The 21,377-nt window shown below is 39.0% G+C and carries 16 protein-coding genes and 1 pseudogene; 15 read left to right on the top strand and 2 right to left on the bottom strand.

Annotated elements, in window-relative coordinates; genetic code table 11:
• The first annotated feature begins 40 nt into the window (after positions 1-40).
• Entirely contained in the window at positions 41-526 is a 486-nt protein-coding gene (locus tag F985_RS23810) for a DUF1289 domain-containing protein (RefSeq protein WP_004705889.1), read from the top strand.
• A gap of 69 nt (positions 527-595) precedes the next feature.
• Here F985_RS23810 and gltA read toward each other — a convergent pair whose 3' ends face one another.
• A complete protein-coding gene (gltA, locus tag F985_RS23815) occupies positions 596-1,870 on the bottom strand; it encodes a citrate synthase (RefSeq protein ID WP_004705890.1) in 1,275 nt (424 codons plus the stop codon).
• A 950-nt stretch (positions 1,871-2,820) separates the two neighbouring features.
• Here gltA and sdhC point away from each other — a divergent pair.
• From sdhC to sucD, 10 genes and pseudogenes are all read left to right on the top strand, one after another.
• Positions 2,821-3,222 carry a succinate dehydrogenase, cytochrome b556 subunit gene (gene sdhC, locus F985_RS23820; protein ID WP_001984863.1) on the top strand — a complete coding sequence of 134 codons (402 nt, stop codon included), beginning with the start codon at positions 2,821-2,823 and terminating at the stop codon, positions 3,220-3,222.
• Positions 3,222-3,587, top strand: a complete 366-nt coding sequence (gene sdhD, locus F985_RS23825; protein ID WP_003655454.1) for a succinate dehydrogenase, hydrophobic membrane anchor protein — start codon at positions 3,222-3,224, stop codon at positions 3,585-3,587. The genes sdhC and sdhD overlap by 1 nt, the downstream gene beginning before the upstream one ends.
• A 12-nt stretch (positions 3,588-3,599) precedes the next feature.
• Positions 3,600-5,435, top strand: coding sequence for a succinate dehydrogenase flavoprotein subunit (gene sdhA / locus F985_RS23830; protein WP_004705891.1), 1,836 nt, complete (start codon positions 3,600-3,602; stop codon positions 5,433-5,435).
• Between the two features lie 14 nt (positions 5,436-5,449).
• Entirely contained in the window at positions 5,450-6,160 is a 711-nt protein-coding gene (locus F985_RS23835; protein WP_004705893.1) for a succinate dehydrogenase iron-sulfur subunit, read from the top strand.
• A gap of 283 nt (positions 6,161-6,443) precedes the next feature.
• Positions 6,444-6,572 (top strand): annotated as a pseudogene (locus F985_RS25540) (hypothetical protein).
• A gap of 157 nt (positions 6,573-6,729) precedes the next feature.
• Positions 6,730-9,570, top strand: coding sequence for a 2-oxoglutarate dehydrogenase E1 component (locus tag F985_RS23840; RefSeq protein ID WP_004705894.1), 2,841 nt, complete (start codon positions 6,730-6,732; stop codon positions 9,568-9,570).
• Positions 9,570-10,766, top strand: coding sequence for a 2-oxoglutarate dehydrogenase complex dihydrolipoyllysine-residue succinyltransferase (odhB, locus tag F985_RS23845; protein ID WP_004705895.1), 1,197 nt, complete (start codon positions 9,570-9,572; stop codon positions 10,764-10,766). The genes F985_RS23840 and odhB overlap by 1 nt, the downstream gene beginning before the upstream one ends.
• Before the next feature lie 62 nt (positions 10,767-10,828).
• Complete coding sequence (lpdA, locus tag F985_RS23850) at positions 10,829-12,262, top strand: dihydrolipoyl dehydrogenase (protein WP_002051272.1); 1,434 nt, start codon at positions 10,829-10,831, stop codon at positions 12,260-12,262.
• A 148-nt stretch (positions 12,263-12,410) separates the two neighbouring features.
• Positions 12,411-13,577: an ADP-forming succinate--CoA ligase subunit beta gene (gene sucC, locus F985_RS23855; RefSeq protein WP_001048573.1), complete on the top strand. Its 1,167-nt coding sequence runs from the start codon at positions 12,411-12,413 to the stop codon at positions 13,575-13,577.
• A gap of 14 nt (positions 13,578-13,591) precedes the next feature.
• Positions 13,592-14,482: a succinate--CoA ligase subunit alpha gene (sucD, locus tag F985_RS23860; RefSeq protein WP_000114637.1), complete on the top strand. Its 891-nt coding sequence runs from the start codon at positions 13,592-13,594 to the stop codon at positions 14,480-14,482.
• Positions 14,483-14,891: 409 nt separating this feature from the next.
• Here the strand turns inward: sucD and trpS are convergent, their stop codons facing one another.
• Entirely contained in the window at positions 14,892-15,905 is a 1,014-nt protein-coding gene (gene trpS, locus F985_RS23865) for a tryptophan--tRNA ligase (RefSeq protein ID WP_004705897.1), read from the bottom strand.
• 205 nt (positions 15,906-16,110) lie between these two features.
• Here trpS and F985_RS23870 point away from each other — a divergent pair, with 205 nt between their 5' ends.
• From F985_RS23870 to F985_RS23885, 4 genes are all read left to right on the top strand, one after another.
• The gene (locus F985_RS23870) at positions 16,111-17,040 is read left to right on the top strand and encodes a DUF808 domain-containing protein (RefSeq protein ID WP_004705899.1); all 930 of its coding nucleotides are present in this window, start codon (positions 16,111-16,113) and stop codon (positions 17,038-17,040) included.
• Between the two features lie 26 nt (positions 17,041-17,066).
• Positions 17,067-17,966: a KPN_02809 family neutral zinc metallopeptidase gene (ypfJ, locus tag F985_RS23875; RefSeq protein WP_004705901.1), complete on the top strand. Its 900-nt coding sequence runs from the start codon at positions 17,067-17,069 to the stop codon at positions 17,964-17,966.
• A 229-nt stretch (positions 17,967-18,195) separates the two neighbouring features.
• Entirely contained in the window at positions 18,196-19,698 is a 1,503-nt protein-coding gene (locus tag F985_RS23880) for a cation:proton antiporter (RefSeq protein ID WP_004705905.1), read from the top strand.
• A 444-nt stretch (positions 19,699-20,142) separates the two neighbouring features.
• Positions 20,143-21,377: BapA/Bap/LapF family prefix-like domain-containing protein (locus tag F985_RS23885; RefSeq protein ID WP_004705906.1), on the top strand; the 1,235-nt coding region annotated here is incomplete at its 3' end.

Raw genomic sequence — 21,377 nt, forward strand, 5'->3', positions numbered from 1 at the left:
AAAACCATAAAAAGTATATGGTTTATTTAAGGAGTTTGTTTTGAGTAATGATCATCGAACGCTCTCTCTCACCCCATGTGCAGGGCGTTGTTCAACAGTTTTTGGTGATCAGGTATGTCGTGGTTGTCGCCGTTTTAACCATGAAGTCATTCAATGGAATACTTATACAGCAGAGCAGCGTTTGGCTGTCTGGAAACGCTTAGATGATCAATTGAACCAAATCTTGGTACCTATGCTGCCTCATGCAAATCTCCAGCATGTCGAGGGTTTTATTCTAAGTAAACGTGTTCGTTTGATGGAAGGGGCGAGTAAAGGTCGTAAGCTTTATCATGCCTTAAAAATCTGTGAAAAAAATAAACATCTTGCCTCAGAAAGTGGTTTGGGTATTTTAGATTCTCAAGTTAAAACAATTTGGGATGAATTTGAAAGACGCGTCTTGGCTTTGGCTAAAGCAAGTTATGAATTGGCTTGGTTAAGAGCTGATGGTATTAGTCATCACTTGTTAAATATGTTTGAAGAAGAATAATTTTTAAAAAACTTATTTATAAAAAAGCTGCCAAGAGGCAGCTTTTTTACATTAATGTTCTCTCGAATATTAACGCTTGATGTCACGTTGAACTTCACCAGTGTAAAGCTGACGTGGACGACCAATTTTGTAAGGGCCGCTGTGCATTTCTAACCAGTGGCTGATCCAACCAACTGTACGTGCAAGAGCGAAGATTACAGTAAACATTTCTGTTGGAATACCAATCGCTTTAAGGATGATACCAGAGTAGAAGTCTACGTTAGGGTAAAGTTTACGCTCAACAAAGTACGGGTCGTTTAGTGCAATGCGCTCAAGTTCCATAGCAAGTGCTAATTGAGGATCATTGATACCTAAAGCTTCAAGTACTTCGTCACAAGTTTGTTTCATGACTTTAGCACGTGGGTCGAAGTTTTTGTAAACGCGGTGACCGAAGCCCATAAGTTTAACTTCTTTGCGCTTAACTTTTTCCATGAATTCTGCAACGTTTTCAACGCTACCGATTTCATCAAGCATCTTAAGAACTGCTTCGTTTGCACCACCGTGAGCAGGTCCCCAAAGAGCAGAGATACCAGCAGAGATACATGCATACGGGTTTGCACCAGTAGAACCAGCAAGACGAACTGTAGAAGTAGACGCATTTTGTTCATGGTCAGCATGAAGCGTGAAAATACGATCCATTGCACGAGCAAGAACAGGATTAACTTTGTAATCACGGTCAGCAGGAGTAGCAAACATCATGTGTAAGAAGTTTTCCGCATAACTTAAATCGTTACGTGGATAGATGAATGGTTGACCTACTGTGTATTTATAACTCCAAGCAGCAAGTGTTGGAATTTTTGCAATTAAACGAATTGCAGTGATTTCACGGTGGTTAATGTCTTCGATGTCAAGATTGTTGTGATAGAACGCAGATAATGCACCAACAACACCAACCATGATTGCCATAGGGTGAGCATCACGACGGAAACCATTGAAGAAACGGCTAACTTGATCGTGAACCATAGTGTGAGCACGAACTTTCGTATCAAACTCAACTTTTTGTTCAGCAGTTGGGAGCTCGCCATTTAATAATAAATAACAAGTTTCAAGATAGTCTGCTTGAGTTGCTAGTTGGTCAATCGGGTAACCACGGTGTAATAAAATACCTTTGTCACCATCAATGAAAGTAATTTTAGATTCGCATGCGGCTGTCGCCATAAAACCAGGATCGAAAGTAAAATGACCTTCTTTCAGTATGCTGCTCACATCAATTACATCTGGACCTAAAGTGCCACTGTAGATTGGTAATCCAATTTCTTTGCCATCAAGATGTAATACGGCTTTTTTGCCATTTGCTTCAGACATTCAATAGATCTCCTGTCCTGGTGAATGATTATCTGACTCGAAATCCTAATTTTCTCATGTGCGAATCAGACGGTGTCAAAATTTGCTATAAGATTAGTGAGTACTGAAATTTTGTCAATTATACTTATGGATAAAAAATGACGTTCCCACAGAGAGTTAGTCATTAAGACCCGAGCAAAAAAGTCAGTAAAATCACTGCATCGGGATGGTATCATAAGTCAATTCAATAAGAACGTGCAGAAAAAAAATGAAGGGTGAGTACAATTGTAAGCAAATTTATAAATAAAAAATTAGACTCAGAACTGGTTATAAAATGCCAATTTGCTTAAAAAAATCATAAAACTCAGTCTGTAATTTTAAATTGTGATTCAAAAATAACCTAATTATCACCATTTGTTAATTCCAAAAGTTGTACTTTTTTTAAGTTTAATTGTTTAAAAAATAGCTTGTTGATCATGTTGTAAAAATTAAAACTCATTTTTTGTAAAAATAGTGCTCATTGTTAAGAGTCAAGTGGCTCTTTATTGCTTTTAATATAAAAAGGGTGTTAATTATTTTTAAATAAAGTTATTAAAATTAGGGTGTAAGCGCAATTTTGGTTTATCCTTTTGATTAGACTTGATGAATTATTAACTTTATCTTTAGTCTAAAACGCACTTATTTTAAATAAAGCAGTAGAAAAGATTTTTTTTATAAAAGATGAGATTAAACAAGCACATGTTTTGTTTAATTTTAACTTTTGTACAGGGAGGATTGCTGTTTAGCTGTGTGAATGATTCTTATTTAATGAGTTTTTGCGGAAAAGGCAAAGTGGATTGTTTGTATTTTGATATTTCGCGTTTTATAATTCAGTGTCGTTTATAGGTTAGGCATGAGCTGTGCTTGCCTAACAATGCCAGCTTTCCTTGGAATTAATTCAACAAACTCCGGTCGGAGTTTCTACCTACAGGATGCCCGCTGTGAAAAGCAACAGACCTGTCAATTTGTCCATGGGTCAGGTGTTAGCGGTAAATTTACGCTCACCCGTGGCTATTGCATCAATTTTACACCGTTTATCAGGTGTCATCGTTTTCTTATTAGTACCAGTTCTATTATGGATTTTAGATAAATCATTATCTTCGCCAGAAGGATTTGACTACGTTAAAAATGTCGTTTTCGGAAATATCCTTGTACGTTTTGTCGTGTGGGTATTTGTAGCCGGCTTAATTTTCCACTTTATTGCTGGGGTTAAGCATTTGCTTGCAGATCTAGGTTTTGCTGAAGAACTGCAAAGCGGTCGTATTGCAGCGACAATTTCATTGATCTTATCTGTGGTAGCCATTATCGCAGCCTTTGTATGGATTATGTTCTAATGAAAAGTGCTACAGGTTTAACAGGTTCAGGTTCTCGTGATTGGTTTATCCAGCGTGTAAGTGCTGTAGTATTGGCAGCTTATACTGTTGTTCTTTTGGGTTGGATTCTCTGCAAAGGCGGATTTGACTATCAACAATGGGCTGGCTTCATGATGACATTACCAATGAAGATTTTTTCTTTATTGGCAATTTTGTCGCTTATCGCACACGCATGGATTGGTATGTGGCAGGTTTTCACTGACTACGTCACTACTCGTCAAATGGGTCCTTCAGCGAAAGGTTTACGCCTTGTACTGACTACGGCTGTCATTATTGCAGTGTTTGTGTACGCAATCTGGGGTATCCAGATTTTCTGGGCGAATTGATAGGAAGATATCATGGGCGCGATAACCCCTAAAGAAGATTATTCAAATATTCAAAACCTCACTTTCGATGCTGTTATCGTTGGTGGTGGTGGTTCTGGTATGCGTGCATCTTACCAACTTGCTCAAGCAGGTTTGAAAGTTGCAGTACTTACTAAAGTTTTCCCAACACGTTCACATACAGTTGCTGCTCAAGGCGGTATCGGTGCGTCGTTAGGTAACATGCAAGAAGATAACTGGCATTTCCACTTTTACGACACAGTAAAAGGTTCTGACTGGTTAGGTGACCAAGACGCAATTGAGTTTATGTGTCGTGAAGCGCCAAAAGTTGTATATGAACTAGAACACATGGGTATGCCGTTTGACCGTAACGCCGATGGTACAATTTACCAACGTCCGTTCGGTGGTCACTCTGCGAACTATGGTGATAAACCAGTTCCACGTGCTTGTGCTGCTGCTGACCGTACTGGTCACGCATTATTACACACGCTTTATCAAAGCAACGTGAAAATGGGTACTCAATTCTTCGTTGAATGGATCGCTCTTGATTTGATCCGTAACGAAGCAGGTGATGTACTCGGTGTAACTGCAATTGACCAAGAAACTGGCAACATCGCAGTATTCCAAGCCAAAGCAACATTGTTTGCAACTGGTGGTGCTGGTCGTGTTTACCGTGCATCAACAAACGCTTATATCAACACTGGTGACGGTCTTGGTATGGCTGCTCGTGCTGGTATTCCATTACAAGATATGGAATTCTGGCAGTTCCACCCTACAGGTGTTGCGGGCGCAGGCGTATTGTTAACTGAAGGTTGTCGTGGTGAAGGTGCAATCCTTCGTAATAAAGACGGCGAACCGTTCATGGAACGTTATGCGCCGACTTTAAAAGACTTGGCTCCACGTGACTTCGTATCACGCTCTATGGATCAAGAAATTAAAGAAGGTCGTGGTTGTGGTCCAAAAGGTGATTATATCTTGCTTGATATGACTCACTTGGGTGCTGACACAATTATGAAGCGTTTACCATCTGTATTTGAGATTGGTAAAAAATTCGCAAACGTAGACATTACTAAAGAACCAATTCCAGTAGTACCAACAATCCATTACCAAATGGGTGGTATTCCTACGAATATGCATGGTCAAGTGTGCTTACCAGAACCTGGTACAGACAACTACACTAAACCTGTAAAAGGTTTCTATGCAATTGGTGAATGTTCTTGCGTATCAGTACATGGTGCAAACCGTTTAGGTACTAACTCACTTCTTGACTTAGTTGTATTTGGTAAAGCTGCTGGTGAGCACATTATCGACTACGTAACTAAGCACCATGGTGATGAATATGCACCGCTTCCAACAAAGGTATTAGAGCAAACTTTAGAGCGCGTGCGTAAGTTGGATGACTCAACTACTGGTGAAAACGCTCAAGAAGTTGCTGATGCAATTCGTGATATCGTTCAAGATCACGCGGGTGTATTCCGTACTCAAGCTTTACTTGATAAAGGTGTTAAAGAGATTCTTGCTCTTGAGCCACGTGTACGTAACATCCACTTGAAAGATAAATCTAAAGTATTTAACACTGCGCGTGTTGAAGCGCTTGAAGTTGAAAACTTATATGAAGTTGCAAAAGCTACATTAATTTCAGCTGCTGCGCGTAAAGAATGTCGTGGTGCGCATACGGTAGTTGATTATGAATTACCAGCTGATCACCCAACTTATTCATACGGTCGCCGTGATGATGAGTGGATGAAACATACTTTGTGGTATTCATCAGATAACCGTTTGGAATATAAGCCAGTGCGCTTCAAGCCGTTAACTGTTGATGCAATTCCACCAGCACCACGTACATTCTAATCGGGAGTATAAAGATGAGTAGAGGTACTCGTACGTTCGAAATCTACCGCTATGATCCTGATAAGGATAAAGCGCCGTACATGCAAACTTTCAAACTTGAATTGACTGATAAGCACCGTATGTTGCTTGATGCATTGCTTGCTTTGAAAGTTCAAGACGAAACGTTAACATTCCGTCGTTCATGCCGTGAAGGTATTTGTGGTTCGGATGGTGTGAACATCAATGGTAAAAATGGTTTGGCTTGTTTATGGAATTTAAACGACCTACCTGAGAAAATTGTAATTCGTCCATTGCCAGGTTTGCCTGTTATTAAAGATTTGGTTGTTGATATGAACCAATTCTATGATCAATATGACAAAATTCAGCCATTCTTGATCAATAACCAACCAGCTCCACCTAAAGAGCGTTTGCAGTCTCCTGAAGAGCGTGAACACTTGAATGGTTTGTATGAATGTATTCTTTGTGCATGTTGTTCAACTTCATGTCCATCATTCTGGTGGAACCCTGATAAATTCTTGGGTCCTTCAGCATTGTTGAATGCATACCGTTTTATTATCGACTCTCGTGATACTGCAACAGCAGATCGTTTGGCTCGTCTTGACGATCCATTCAGCTTATTCCGCTGTAAAGGTATTATGAACTGTGTGTCAGTATGTCCTAAAGGTTTGAATCCAACAAAAGCAATCGGTCATATCCGTAACATGTTGTTAGATCAAGCGGGTTAATTCTGCGCAAATAGGAAACGCACATCCTTGATGTGCGTTTTTTTTTAACTTTATAATACGCACCTTATACTTTAGTCGGTAAAATAGGGGTTTTTATATAAAGCACCATATATTAATAGATAAAATTGGATATGTATTTCGCCAATTTATAGATGGTATGTGTCAAAAAAATCAATCGTTCGTTAAGAACATGATACGATTTGCCACAAAGTTATAGGTGAAAAAAGCGTATACTAGTGAAATTAAATTAAGTGGCACGATCTTAGATCAGTGCTTAATTTTTATGGTCAAAGTCATTTTAGAAAAGTTAATTGTATAGTTAATTTTTCTAAAAAGATTTGCAAAAAATTGCTCGGTTTTAATCGAGTATAAGGTGAGTGATGATGCCATTGAGGGCGTTGTGATTCATTAATTACCTATGGAGTTTTCTCTCTAGGTAGTATGACGCCCCATGGTCGTAAAGACCTGTTGGGTAAGTAGTGTCATTTTTACCGATTTGACATTATGCATCATGGGTGTGCTTAAAAGGCAGCCTGTAATATTTTTTGCAATAGGAAATGGGTCCACAAATGCAAGAAGTTGCTGACGCATTGCGTCTTGACACTGAACTTTCCGCTGATAGTGCAGCGTATATTGAAGAACTTTACGAGCAGTACCTGACTTCCCCAACCTCTGTAGCTGAGGACTGGCGCCAATATTTCGATAAATATCCAAAAGGTGACCAACCACACAGCGCTGTGCGTGAGCAATTCCTATTACTAGGACGTAATGCTAACCGTGTTCAACCTGTTGTACAAAGTACTGTAAGTACTGAGCATGAGCGTCGTCAAATTGGCGTTTTACAACTTATTGCTGCTTATCGCAATCGCGGACATCAAAAAGCTAAATTAGATCCATTAGGTCTTGCTAAGCGTGAAGATATTCCTGATTTAGATCTTTCAGCACATGGTTTAACCAAATCAGATTTAGACACAGTATTCAACACAGGCAATCTTGAGATTGGTAAGAGTGAAGCAACTCTTGCTGAAATGATTGAAGCAATGGAAGCAATCTATTGTGGTTCAATCGGTGTTGAATACATGCATATCGTGGACACAAAAGAGAAGCGTTGGATTCAACAACGTCTTGAAAGTGCCCGTGGTAAGTTCAATTACTCAAATGATCAAAAGAAAGGCTTCTTAGAGCGTTTAACTGCTGCTGAGGGTCTAGAAAAATATCTTGGTAATAAATACGTCGGCGCTAAACGCTTTGGTGTTGAAGGCGGCGAATCTTTTATTCCTATGGTAAACGAGATTATCCAGCGTGCTGGTGCTGTAGGTTGTAAAGAAGTTGTTATCGGTATGCCACACCGTGGCCGTTTGAACCTTCTTGTTAATATTATGGGTAAAAATCCTGCGGACTTATTTGGTGAGTTCGAAGGTAAATCAATTCATAAAAAAGGTTCAGGTGACGTTAAATACCACCAAGGTTTCTCAAGTAATGTAATGACTCCAGGTGGCGAAGTTCACTTGGCATTGGCATTTAACCCATCTCACTTGGAAATTGTTGGTCCTGTAGTTGAAGGTTCTGTACGTGCACGTCAAGTACGTCGTAGAGACATCGGCGGTGATGACGTATTACCAGTTATTGTTCATGGTGATGCTGCATTTGCAGGTCAAGGCGTGAACATGGAAACCTTCCAAATGTCACAAACTCGTGGCTATACGGTTGGTGGTACGGTTCATATCATTGTGAACAACCAAGTTGGTTTCACAACTTCTGATCCGCGTGATGCGCGTTCTACAGAGTACTGTACAGACGTTGCTAAAATGATTCAGGCGCCGATTTTCCATGTAAATGGCGATGATCCTGAAGCAGTTATCTTTGCTACTCAATTAGCACATGATTTCCGTCACGAATTCCGTAAAGATGTTGTTATCGATTTGTTCTGTTATCGCCGTCGCGGCCATAACGAAGCAGATGAGCCATCTGGTACACAACCATTGATGTATCAAGTAATTGCGAAGAAAGCAACTACTCGTACACTTTATGCTGATCAACTTGTACAACAGAAAGTACTTGATCGTGCTGAAGCGGATCAAATGGTTGAAGATTACCGTTCTGACTTAGAAGCGGGTAATCATGTAGCAAACGCATTGATTCTTGAACCAAATACCAAAATGTTTGTTGATTGGACTCCATATTTGGGCCATGACTACACAGACGATTGGGATACTTCATTCGACTTGAACCGCCTTAAAGAATTAGGCGAGGGCATGAGCAAACTTCCTGAAGGGTTTGTAATGCAGCGTCAAGTTCAAAAAGTAATTGAAGATCGCGTGAAAATGCAAACTGGTGAAACTCCTTTGAACTGGGGTGCAGCAGAAACTTTAGCTTATGCAACTTTATTAGATGAAGACTATCTAGTTCGTATTACTGGTGAAGACGTGGGTCGTGGTACCTTCTCACACCGTCATGCGAAATTGCATAACCAAGCTGATGGTTCAACTTACATTCCACTTTGTCATGTTAAAGAGAACCAACCACGTTTTGCGATTTACGATTCTTTATTATCTGAAGAAGCAGTTCTTGCATTCGAATATGGTTACGCGACTACAATTCCTAAGAGCTTGATTATTTGGGAAGCACAATTTGGTGACTTCGTAAACTGTGCTCAAGTTGTGATTGACCAGTTTATTGCTTCTGGTGAGACTAAGTGGGAGCGTGTTTGTGGTTTAACAATGTTGTTACCACACGGTTTCGAAGGTCAAGGTCCAGAGCATTCTTCAGCTCGTTTAGAACGTTTCTTACAGTTATGTGCTGAAGATAACATGCAAGTGATCACTCCAACGACACCTGCACAGATTTTCCATGCATTACGTCGTCAAGCTGTACGCCCAATTCGTAAGCCATTGATCGTAATGTCACCAAAATCTTTACTTCGTCATAAACTTGCAACTTCTACTTTAGAAGAACTTGCAAATGGTTCATTCCAAACTGTAATTGACGAAATCGATCAAATTAACAAGTCAGATGTAACTCGTCTTGTACTTTGTGGCGGTAAAGTTTATTACGACTTACTCGAAAAACGTCGTGAAGAAAACTTAACTAATGTTGCAATCGTACGTATTGAACAGTTGTATCCATACCCAGAGCAACGTCTTGCAGAAATCTTGGCTGCTTATCCAAATGTGAAAGAACTCGTTTGGGCACAAGAAGAGCCGAAGAACCAAGGCGCATGGTTATTTATTGCACCGCGTTTATATGACGATATCTTAAAATCTGGCAAACAAATCCGTATCAGTTTTGCAGGTCGTGAAGCTTCTGCTGCACCAGCTTGTGGCTCACCGTACTTGCATGCAAAACAACAAGCTCAGCTAATTAATGATGCATTGGCAATCGAAGCTGAACAATCAGGAGATTCTCAATAATGGCAACCGAAATTAAAGCACCGGTATTCCCAGAGTCTGTTGCAGATGGCACCATCGCAACTTGGCATAAAAAGGTGGGTGAACCTGTATCACGTGATGAAGTAATCTGTGATATTGAAACCGACAAAGTTGTTTTAGAAGTTGTTGCTCCTGCAGATGGTAGCTTGGTTGCAATCATTAAAGGTGAAGGCGATACAGTTCTTTCTGACGAAGTTATTGCTCAATTCGAAGCTGGTGCTGGTGCAGCGGCTGCTGCTCCTGCTGCGGTAGAACAAGCAGTTGCTCAAACTCAAGCTGGTGCAGCTCCTGTTGTTGAACGTACAGAAACTGTATCTGATCAAGCTCCTGCGGTTCGTAAAGCTTTAACTGAATCTGGTATTGCTGCTGCTGACGTACAAGGTACTGGCCGTGGTGGTCGTATCACTAAAGAAGATGTTGCAAACCATCAAACTAAACCAGCTGCTAACGTTACTCCGTTAAGTGTTGCTGTTGGTGAGCGTATCGAAAAACGTGTTCCAATGACTCGTTTACGTAAGCGTGTTGCTGAGCGTCTTCTTGCTGCAACTCAAGAAACTGCAATGTTAACTACATTTAACGAAGTTAACATGAAGCCAATCATGGAATTGCGTAAGCAATATAAAGATGCTTTCGAAAAGCGTCATGGTGCTCGTTTAGGCTTCATGTCATTCTTCGTTAAAGCAGCAACTGAAGCGCTTAAACGCTACCCAGCTGTAAATGCTTCAATTGATGGCGACGATATCGTTTATCACGGTTACTATGACATCGGTGTTGCAGTATCTTCTGATCGTGGTCTTGTTGTTCCAGTATTACGTGATACTGACCGTATGAGCTATGCAGAAGTTGAAGCAGGTATTGCTGCTTATGCTGGTAAAGCACGTGACGGTAAATTATCTATCGAAGAAATGACTGGTGGTACTTTCACAATCACTAACGGTGGTACTTTCGGTTCATTGCTTTCAACTCCTATTTTGAACCAACCGCAAACTGGTATCTTGGGTATGCACAAAATCCAAGAGCGTCCTATGGCGGTAAATGGTCAAGTTGAAATCTTGCCAATGATGTACTTAGCGCTTTCTTATGACCACCGTATGATCGATGGTAAAGAAGCTGTAGGTTTCTTGGTAGCAATCAAAGAATTGTTAGAAGAGCCAGCTAAACTCATTCTTGATCTTTAATTTCTTCGAATAAATACCTACCAGGGTAGAGTGATCCTCTATCCTGGTTTATGGAGATAAAAATGTCTCAACAATTTGATCTTGTTGTCATCGGCGGTGGTCCTGGTGGTTATGAAGCTGCGATTCGCGCTGCTCAACTAGGCTTCAAAGTCGCTTGTATTGAAAAACGTATTCACAACGGTAAGCCTTCTTTAGGTGGTACTTGCTTAAACGTAGGTTGTATCCCTTCTAAAGCTTTGCTTGATTCTTCTCATCGTTATGAAGATACAGTGCATCACTTAGCTGATCACGGTATTACAACTGGTGAAGTGAATTTCGATCTTGCAAAACTTCTTGCTCGTAAAGACAAAATTGTTGACCAATTGACTGGCGGTATCGATCAATTGCTTAAAGGCAACGGTATTGAGTGGTTAAAAGGTACAGGTAAATTACTTGCTGGTAAAAAAGTTGAGTTCGTTTCTCATGAAGGTGAAACTCAAGTTTTAGAACCTAAATACGTAATTCTTGCGTCTGGTTCTGTGCCTGTAAATATTCCTGTAGCTCCTGTAGATCAAGACATTATTGTTGATTCAACTGGCGCATTAAACTTCCCAGAAGTACCTAAGCGTTTAGGTGTGATCGGTGCTGGTGTAATCGGTTTAGAGCTTGGTTCAGTATGGCGTCGTCTTGGTGCTGAAGTTGTTGTATTTGAAGCAATGGATGCATTCTTACCAATGGCTGATAAAGCTTTGGCAAAAGAATACCAAAAGCTTTTAACTAAGCAAGGTCTTGATATTCGCGTTGGTGCTAAAGTTTCTGGCACTGAAGTTAATGGTCGTGAAGTGACTGTTAAATACACTCAAGGTGGCGAAGAGAAAACTCAAACTTTTGACAAATTAATCGTTTGTGTTGGCCGTAAAGCATATGCAGAAGGTTTATTGGCTGAAGATTCAGGCATTAAATTAACTGAACGTGGTTTAGTTGAAGTAAATGATCACTGTGCAACTTCTGTAGAAGGTGTATACGCGATTGGTGACTTGGTTCGCGGTCCAATGCTTGCTCATAAAGCAATGGAAGAAGGTGTAATGGCTGTTGAACGTATTCACGGTCATGCAGCTCAAGTGAACTATGACACAATCATTTCTGTTATCTATACACACCCTGAAGCGGCGTGGGTAGGTTTAACTGAAGAGCAAGCTAAAGAAAAAGGTCATGAAGTAAAAACTGGTCAATTCGGTTTTGCTGTAAATGGTCGTGCTTTAGCTGCTGGTGAGGGCGCAGGTTTTGTTAAGTTCGTTGCTGATGCAAAAACTGACCGTTTATTAGGTATGCATGTCATTGGACCTGCAGCATCTGATATCGTTCACCAAGGTATGATCGCTCTTGAATTTGTATCTTCAGTTGAAGATCTTCAGTTGATGACTTTTGGTCACCCAACATTCTCTGAAGTTGTTCATGAAGCTGCACTTGCTGTAGATGGTCGTGCAATTCACGCGATTCAACGTAAGCGTAAATAAAATTAAAGAGCGGTTCTCCGCTCTTTTTCACATTCGATGGTGTGATTAAAAAATCATCAAGTTGATAGACGTAGACAGCAATTTGCATATACAACATGAGAATGTTGCGCAAATTGAAGACAACAAACAAAGTTAAGTAGGTAACTAAATGAACTTACATGAGTATCAAGCTAAAGCGTTATTGAAAGAATATGGTATGCCGGTACAAGAAGGTATCTTGGCAACCAATGCAGACGAAGCAGTTGCTGCATTTGAACAGCTTGGTGGTAAATTCGCTGTAATGAAGGCGCAAGTTCATGCTGGTGGTCGTGGTAAGGCTGGTGGCGTTAAAGTTGCAAAATCTAAAGAAGATGTTATCGAATTTGCAAACAATATCATTGGTACTCGTCTTGTAACGTATCAAACTGATGCAAATGGTCAACCAGTAAACAGCATCATTGTTGCTGAAGACGTATATCCAGTTGAGCGTGAGCTTTACTTGGGCGCGGTTGTAGATCGTTCTAGCCGTCGTATTACTTTCATGGCTTCTACAGAAGGTGGTGTAGAAATCGAGAAAGTTGCTGAAGAAACTCCAGAAAAAATTATCAAAGTTGAAGTTGATCCATTAGTTGGCTTACAACCATTCCAAGCACGTGAAGTTGCGTTTGCTTTAGGTTTGAAAGACAAACAAATCGGTCAATTCGTAAAAATCATGACAGCTGCTTACCAAGCATTTGTTGAAAACGATTTTGCTTTATTTGAAATTAACCCACTTTCAGTTCGTGAAAATGGCGAAATTTTATGTGTAGACGCGAAAGTAGGTATCGACTCTAACGCGCTTTACCGTTTACCTAAAGTTGCTGCTTTACGTGACAAATCTCAAGAGAATGAGCGTGAATTAAAAGCATCTGAATTTGATCTTAACTATGTTGCTTTAGAAGGTAACATCGGTTGTATGGTTAACGGTGCTGGTCTTGCAATGGCAACTATGGACATCATTAAACTTTATGGTGGTCAGCCTGCAAACTTCCTTGACGTTGGTGGCGGTGCAACTAAAGAGCGCGTAATCGAAGCGTTCAAAATCATCCTTGCTGATACATCTGTACAAGGTGTTTTAATCAACATCTTCGGTGGTATCGTACGTTGTGACATGATTGCTGAAGCAATTATTGCAGCGGTTCAAGAAGTAAACGTAACTGTTCCAGTTGTTGTTCGTTTAGAAGGTAACAACGCTGAGTTAGGTGCTAAATTACTTGATGAATCTGGTTTGAAATTAATTTCTGCGAACGGTTTGTCTGATGCCGCAGAAAAAGTTGTAGCTGCAGTTAAAGCGTAAGGGGAGTATCAATCATGAGCGTATTAATTAATAAAGACACTAAAGTATTGGTACAAGGTTTTACTGGTAAAAACGGTACTTTCCACTCTGCACAAGCTTTAGACTACGGTACAAAAGTTGTTGGTGGTGTTACTCCAGGTAAAGGTGGTACAACTCACCTTGACTTACCAGTATTCAACACAATGAAAGAAGCTGTACGTGAAACAAATGCAGATGCATCTGTAATCTATGTACCAGCTCCATTCGTTTTAGACTCAATCGTTGAAGCGGTTGATTCAGGTGTTGGCCTAATCGTTGTGATCACTGAAGGTGTTCCAACAATCGACATGCTTAAAGCAAAACGTTATTTAGAAACTAACGGTAACGGTACTCGTTTAGTTGGTCCTAACTGCCCAGGCGTGATCACTCCAGGTGAATGTAAGATCGGTATTATGCCTGGTCACATCCACCAACCAGGTCGTATTGGTATTATCTCACGTTCAGGTACATTGACTTATGAAGCGGTTGCTCAAACAACTAAGCTTGGTTTAGGTCAGTCTACTTGTATCGGTATTGGTGGTGACCCAATCCCAGGTATGAACCAAATTGAAGCTCTTCAATTGTTCCAAGACGATCCAGATACTGATGCAATCATCATGATCGGTGAGATCGGTGGTACAGCGGAAGAAGAAGCTGCTGAATTCATCAAATCTAACGTGACTAAGCCTGTAGTAGGTTACATCGCTGGTGTAACTGCTCCTAAAGGTAAGCGTATGGGTCACGCTGGTGCGATCATTTCTGGTGGTCAAGGTACTGCTGAAGAGAAATTTGCTGCATTTGAAAAAGCAGGTATGGCTTACACTCGTAGCCCAGCTGAGCTTGGTTCAACTATGTTGCAAGTATTAAAAGAGAAAGGTTTAGCTTAATAGCTTCCTTGAATCTTTAAAAAATACCGCATCTGAAAAATGATGCGGTATTTTTTTGCATCATTGAAAAGTAGCATAAAATGAAATAAGAAATAATAAGGCTAAAAAAAGACAAAAAAATACGCAATGATTGGGGTGATCATTGCGTAGAACAACGAATCTGTTAAAAACAGTTTCGGCTTAAGGAGAAATGTCGTGAGGTTCATATCAACCTACTTAAGCTATATTAGTTAAGGTTTAATATTTCTTCATTAAGGTTCGCGTTAATTAGTGTTACTTCACGTTAAAAGGGTAAGTGCATGTGAATCATTATAAATATATTAACAATGTAAAATTTTAAACTATTGAATCTTAATGTAATTATAAAAAAAGCCCCGTAGGGCTTTTCATTTATATGTCTACTCTAGAGTTAAAACTTAAATAAGCCTAAGCCATCTTTAACTTCATCTAAAGTTTGTTGAGTAATGATTCGGCATTTGTCAGTACCTTGACGTAAAACATCCATAATGTAATCAGGATCTTTAGCAAGTTCTTCACGGCGTTCACGAATAGGTGTAATTAATTCTTTTAACACACCTTCAAGACGTTTTTTAACAGTACCGTCACCAAGACCACCGCGTCGATAATGCGCTTTTAATTCTTCAACTTCTTCTTTATTTGGATCAAATGCATCTAAATAAGTAAATACAATGTTTCCTTCAACTTGACCTGGATCTTCAATACGAAGGTGATTTGGGTCAGTGTACATTGCATTTACAGCTTTCTTAATGTCTTTGTCAGAAGCATTTAAAACAATGGTATTGCCTAATGACTTAGACATTTTCGCTTTACCATCAAAACCTGGTAAACGAGCCATATTAGAAAGTAAGGCTTTACATTCAGGTAAAAGGTCTTGACCAATTTGGCGATTCACACGACGGACCACTTCATTGGTTTGTTCAATCATTGGAATCTGATCTTCACCCACTGGTACTACAGTTGCTTTAAAAGCCGTAATATCAGCAGCCTGTGCAACAGGGTAGCAAAGGAAACCAGCAGGAATGTCACGTTCAAAACCACGCATTTGAATTTCAGATTTGATAGTCGGGTTACGTTCCAAACGAGCTACAGTTACAAAGTTAAGATATAACATTGTAAGCTCATTTAATGCTGGTAAACATGACTGTACGCAAATCGTGGTCTTAGTTGGATCAATACCAACTGCTAAATAATCTAGAGCAACTTCCAAAATATTGCGACGTACTTTATCTGGGTTATCTGCATTGTCAGTTAGGGCTTGTGCATCTGCTAATAAGAGATGTTGATGATGGCTATCCTGTAAACCTACACGTGAACGCAAAGAACCGACAAAATGCCCAAGATGAAGTTGTCCGGTTGGGCGGTCGCCTGTCAAAATAATTGGACGCTGATCAACATTACTCATTATTTATTCCACTATCGTATTGGCTTAATCAGGGATAGTAAGCCCTGTAATATAAAGATTGGCATTATTGTACGGGAAATAAAATTTTTTCGTCAGCGATTGGTTAAACTTTCTTAAAATAATATTGTGAATTTATTCAGTAAAATTACAGAAACTAGAATATTTCATCTTACAATAGCCAGATAAATACAACCTTGGATAAGAAATGGCAAGTGGCTTACTTTTATTACTAGATGATATTGCAACAATTTTAGATGATGTCGCTTTAATGAGCAAAATGGCAGCAAAGAAAACTGCTGGTGTTTTAGGAGATGATTTGGCCTTAAATGCACAACAGGTAACTGGTGTGCGCGCTGATCGTGAACTACCTATTGTGTGGAAAGTCGCTAAAGGTTCATTAGTTAATAAGCTTATTTTAGTACCTTTGGCGTTATTAATCAGTGTGATTGCTCCTTGGTTGATTAACCCGCTATTGATGCTAGGTGGCTTATTTTTATGTTATGAAGGTGTTGAAAAGGTTCTTCATACCATCATGCATAAAAAAGCTTCGACCTCTCAAGAAGCAGAAAAAGAGTTTAATAATGAAGAGTTAGATTTAGAAGCCTTTGAAAAAGAGAAAGTAAAAGGAGCTATTCGAACTGACTTTATTTTATCTGCTGAAATTGTTGTTATTTCTTTAGGTACAGTTGCTACTGCTGCTTTAATGACAAAAATAAGTGTCCTTAGCATTATTGCTGTTGTGATGACACTAGGTGTTTATGGCTTGGTTGGTGTGATTGTTAAAATTGATGATTTAGGATTATATTTAACAAAACAAGCTGCTTCTTTCAAACAAACATTGGGACGTGCTTTACTTGCTTTTGCTCCTCTTTTGATGAAGTTACTTTCTATTGTTGGAACTATTGCAATGTTTTTAGTAGGTGGAGGGATTATTAACCATACGATTCCTTTACTTCATCATATTACTGAAGATACGGTCGATCATTTAGAAACTATACCTGCGGTCGGAAATATTATTGGTGCTTTAACACCAACATTGATGAACTTTGCGATAGGAATGATTGCTGGTGCCGTTGTATTACTTATCGTAAGTTTAATACAAAAAATTTGGCCTAAAAAAGCATCGAACTCTTGATGCCATTCTAAAATAAGAGGGAAATTATGCGTTGGAGAGATCGTAGAGTCAGTACCAATGTTGAGGACCGTCGAGGTGGGGGCGGTGTTAAAGCAGGTGGTATTAGTATTATTGGTTTGGTCGTAGCATTTGTTGCATGGAAATTTTTTGGCGTTGATCCACAAATGGCCTATCAGGCAACGCAGCAGGTTACTGCTTCACAACAATCAAATGAAACTGCACCGCAAACTTTAACACCTGAGCAAAAAGAAGCTTCAGATTTTGTTGGAACAGTATTAGCTGATACAGAAGATACCTGGACACCTATATTTAAACAGTTAGGTAAAACTTATACGCCACCAAAGTTGGTTTTATTTAGTGGAATGACTCGTTCAGGTTGTGGCACTGCTCAATCTGCTATGGGGCCCTTTTATTGTCCGGCTGACCAGAAAGTTTATATCGATACTGAATTTTTTAAAGATATGCGTGAGCAAATGGGTATCTCGGGTGAGCAAAATAAATCAGAGCTCTCTCGCCAAGATCAGGCAGGTGATTTTGCACAAGCCTATGTTGTTGCGCATGAAGTGGGCCATCATGTTCAAACCTTGCTTGGTATTTCTTCGCAAGTGCAACAAGCTCGTTCGCAAGTCAGTCAGAAAGAAGGTAATCAGTTATCTGTTCGTCAAGAGTTACAAGCTGACTGTTTAGCAGGTATATGGGCAAATCATAATCAACAGCGTACTCAGTTTTTAGAGGCAGGTGATGTTGAAGAAGCAATGGATGCTGCTCAAAAAATTGGTGATGACTATTTACAAAAACGAGCAACTGGTCAAGTTGTGCCTGATAGTTTTACCCATGGCACCAGTGAGCAAAGGATGCATTGGTTTCAGGTGGGGTTAAAGTCAGGTGATATTAATCAATGCGATACTTTTAATAACGCTATTTGAACTACAAAGATGAGTTTGCCATAGGTTCAGGTGAACTCATTTTTTATAATCTCTCTGATTCATAATTAATGTTAAGAAATTTAACTGATTGCTATAGTGCTTGCGTAATTCGTTAAACTTATATTCTATTTTTAATTGTTTGGGCGCATATGAAGTGCCCATTTTCTCGCTCTGTTCAGTTTAGCTGTCTAGGTTTTTATTTGGTCATTGACCCAGAAGAAGGGTGTTCATGGGTAATTTTTTCTTATTACAAGCATTTACGGTTGTATTTGCCTTATCAATTGCAACCACAATATTCAATAAGCGTATTTTAGGCTTTCCTCAAGCGATTGGCGTACCTCTTGTTTCTGCAATTTTTGTCTTCATTTTGCAATGGGGCGCCAGTCTCTTAAATGGTAATCAGTTCATTAGCATTAATATTCATAATATTGAAAATGCAGTTCGAAATATTGATTTCTATGACTTTTTAATTAATGGTGTTATTTGTTTTATTCTGACATCTTCAGCACTTAAATTTAAAATTTCAGATTTAAGAAGTTATTGGAAACAAATTAGTATTTTAGCAACGATTGCACTCGTTATCTGTGCAGTATTGTTTGGTGGTTTACTTTATGGTTTCCAATTGTTGATTGGCCATCATGTACCAATATTGGTTCTTCTATTGTTAGGTGCTGCCTTGGGTGCAACAGACCCCATTGGTATTAAGGGCGTTTTAAGTTCGATTCGGGCACCCCATCATCTTATTGTGAAATTAGAAGGCGAGTCTTTATTTAATGATGCAATGTGTATTGCATTATTTATGACACTACTGAATGTTTTACAAGGTGAACATTTTTCATTAGTTGCAACGTTAGAAGCTTTACTTTATGAAATTGTGGTCGCCATTGGTATTGGATGGGCATTTGGTATAGGAACATTACGTCTATTACGTGGTAAGCACGAAATGGAATCCTTGATTTTAACGACGGCATTGCTGGCCAGTGGCGCATATCTGGTGGCTTTATTCGCCCATGCATCTGCACCAATTGCTTGTGTGATTGGGGGGTTAATTGTTGGAAATAAATGGAAAGAAATTCGTGAAGAACGTGAGATTAGAGAAGTTAACCATTTTTGGCATACAGTAGAAGGAATTATCAATTCATTCTTATTTACTTTAATTGGTCTTGAATTATTTATTCTAGATTTAAACTTTAGCCTGATTTTGGGTGGAATTGTTGCTTTCCTTATTCTGCATATTTCGCGTTTTGCGGCAAACTTTATGTCTTTTGCCTTCTTCCCAACAATGCGAAAGACCAAAAGTTACAATGGTAGTTTAACCATTTTATCTTGGGGAGGGGTTAGGGGGGGCATTTCACTTGCTTTAATTTTAGCAGTTGCAAATATTCCCGCGCTTAGCCCTTATAGTAGTATTCTCATTGGATACACCTTTATTAGCGTATTGTTATCTGGTGTAGTGTGTGGTCTGGGCTTACCAGCGGTAATGAATGCCTTTTATTACAATCCAAATGAAGAAAAGGAAGGACTTAAAGGTTTTTACCAAAAACTATGCCATAAAATGAATCGCCGTGGTTTTCAATATGTAGTTGGAGAAGATGCGTTGGGAAGAGAAACAATTACAATCTTTAATCCAGACGTTATTGTTGATCAAAAAACTGAAGATGGTATTGCAACTATGCATGATCCAAATAAGTTACAAGAAGTAAAACGCTTTGAAAGCCCTGATAATTTTTAGAACAACTTAAAAGTATATTTAATTAAATTTAAAAAGTATGGCTTTAGTGTAATAGTAAAATATTCACTAAAGCCATTTTTTTTCTATATATATCATTAATAATATATTTTATTTTATTCAGATATTAAAAATTATTAAATAAAGAATCGAATTAAGATAAGTTTCAATAATTAAAAACTAAATTTGTTTTATATATAAAACATTTAATTTATGTTTATTTAAAATTATAAGAATAAGAACGAGAATTTTATTTATATAAAATTTGTATTAATTACTTTTTTTTCTTTGAGGACTTTAGTATTTGTTTTTTTTATTTTAAAGTGGTTAATGTAAAAATGATCACATTACTTAATGTTTTTAAGTTGTAGGTCAAAAACTCAAAAGCATTAAGTAAAAAAATATACATAAAATCATTCAAATCAATAATATAAAAGGAATATAGATATGCCTGAAATACAAATTATTGCCAAGGAAAGTCATGATACCTTGTCAACAATAAAAGGGACTTCAGCCAAACTCTCAGAAGCTTCGGTTGTAGTGGTAAAGGTAGCTGCTAGTGATGTATTAGTAGTGAATAGGGAGGGTACCAATGCAGTAATTCGTCTTAAAAATGGCGAAACTATTGTTATTGAAGGTTTCTTTAGTGGTACAGCTGAACCTGCGGACAATAGTCTTGTTTTTCAAGACCAAAATGGACAATTAATTTGGGCAAAATTTAAAGATGCTGAAAATGATGCAGATGCAGATGCTGATAGTGATGCAGATGCTGATAGTGATGTGGCACCGCAAGCACTTTTAGGTGAAGATTTACCAGCAGCATTGCCAGCAGAAGCTCCACAAGGATTAGTATCTGATGTTATTTATCAGCCTATTTCTTCAATTCAACCATTACTTTATCACGATGCTGGCTTGAACCCATGGTTGTTAGCAGCGATACCTTTGGTTGCTGGTGGTATTATTGCTGCTGCATCAAATAGTAGCAATGACTCTTCAACACCTTCAGATACTACGCCTCCAAACACAAATGGCGTTACTTTCTCAGTTGATCCTATTACTTCTGATAATGTTATTAATGGAACAGAGGCTGCTGGTAATATTACAATTACAGGCAGCTTAAAGAATATCCCAGCAGATGCAGTAAATACAGTCGTTACAGTAGTTGTTAACGGGGTAACATATACTGCAATTATCGATAAAGTAGCAGGTACATGGAGTGCAGTTGTACCAGGCAGTGGATTAATTGAAGATAGCGACAAAACGATTGATGCAAAAGTTACATTTACTGATGCAGCGGGTAATAGTAGTAATATCAATGAGTCAAAATCTTATACAGTAGATACTACAGCACCAAATGCACCAGTGATTGATCCAATCAATGCAAGCAATCCTGTCACAGGTACGGCAGAACCTGATTCAACAGTGAAGGTGACTTTCCCGGATGGCAGTACAGCAACAGTTGTTGCAGGTCCTGATGGGAAATGGACAGTACCAAATCCAGGTGACTTGACTGATGGTCAAACAGTGACTGCAACAGCCACTGATCCAGCAGGCAATCCGTCATTACCTGGTTCAGCAGTAGTAGATGCAGTTGCACCAACAGTAACTGTAACGACAGCACTAACCAATGACAGTACACCTGCATTAACAGGTACAGTAAACGATCCAACTGCGAAAGTTGT

Origin of the sequence: Acinetobacter seifertii (assembly GCF_000368065.1) — a bacterium.
Taxonomy (GTDB): Bacteria; Pseudomonadota; Gammaproteobacteria; order Pseudomonadales; family Moraxellaceae; genus Acinetobacter; species Acinetobacter seifertii.

Coding starts and splice junctions, on each gene's coding strand:
- gltA (WP_004705890.1), bottom strand. CDS start 1,870: ATGTCTGAAGCAAATGGCAAAAAAGCCGTATTACATCTTGATGGCAAA.
- sdhC (WP_001984863.1), top strand. CDS start 2,821: ATGCCCGCTGTGAAAAGCAACAGACCTGTCAATTTGTCCATGGGTCAG.
- sdhD (WP_003655454.1), top strand. CDS start 3,222: ATGAAAAGTGCTACAGGTTTAACAGGTTCAGGTTCTCGTGATTGGTTT.
- sdhA (WP_004705891.1), top strand. CDS start 3,600: ATGGGCGCGATAACCCCTAAAGAAGATTATTCAAATATTCAAAACCTC.
- F985_RS23835 (WP_004705893.1), top strand. CDS start 5,450: ATGAGTAGAGGTACTCGTACGTTCGAAATCTACCGCTATGATCCTGAT.
- F985_RS23840 (WP_004705894.1), top strand. CDS start 6,730: ATGCAAGAAGTTGCTGACGCATTGCGTCTTGACACTGAACTTTCCGCT.
- odhB (WP_004705895.1), top strand. CDS start 9,570: ATGGCAACCGAAATTAAAGCACCGGTATTCCCAGAGTCTGTTGCAGAT.
- lpdA (WP_002051272.1), top strand. CDS start 10,829: ATGTCTCAACAATTTGATCTTGTTGTCATCGGCGGTGGTCCTGGTGGT.
- sucC (WP_001048573.1), top strand. CDS start 12,411: ATGAACTTACATGAGTATCAAGCTAAAGCGTTATTGAAAGAATATGGT.
- sucD (WP_000114637.1), top strand. CDS start 13,592: ATGAGCGTATTAATTAATAAAGACACTAAAGTATTGGTACAAGGTTTT.
- trpS (WP_004705897.1), bottom strand. CDS start 15,905: ATGAGTAATGTTGATCAGCGTCCAATTATTTTGACAGGCGACCGCCCA.
- F985_RS23870 (WP_004705899.1), top strand. CDS start 16,111: ATGGCAAGTGGCTTACTTTTATTACTAGATGATATTGCAACAATTTTA.
- ypfJ (WP_004705901.1), top strand. CDS start 17,067: ATGCGTTGGAGAGATCGTAGAGTCAGTACCAATGTTGAGGACCGTCGA.
- F985_RS23880 (WP_004705905.1), top strand. CDS start 18,196: ATGGGTAATTTTTTCTTATTACAAGCATTTACGGTTGTATTTGCCTTA.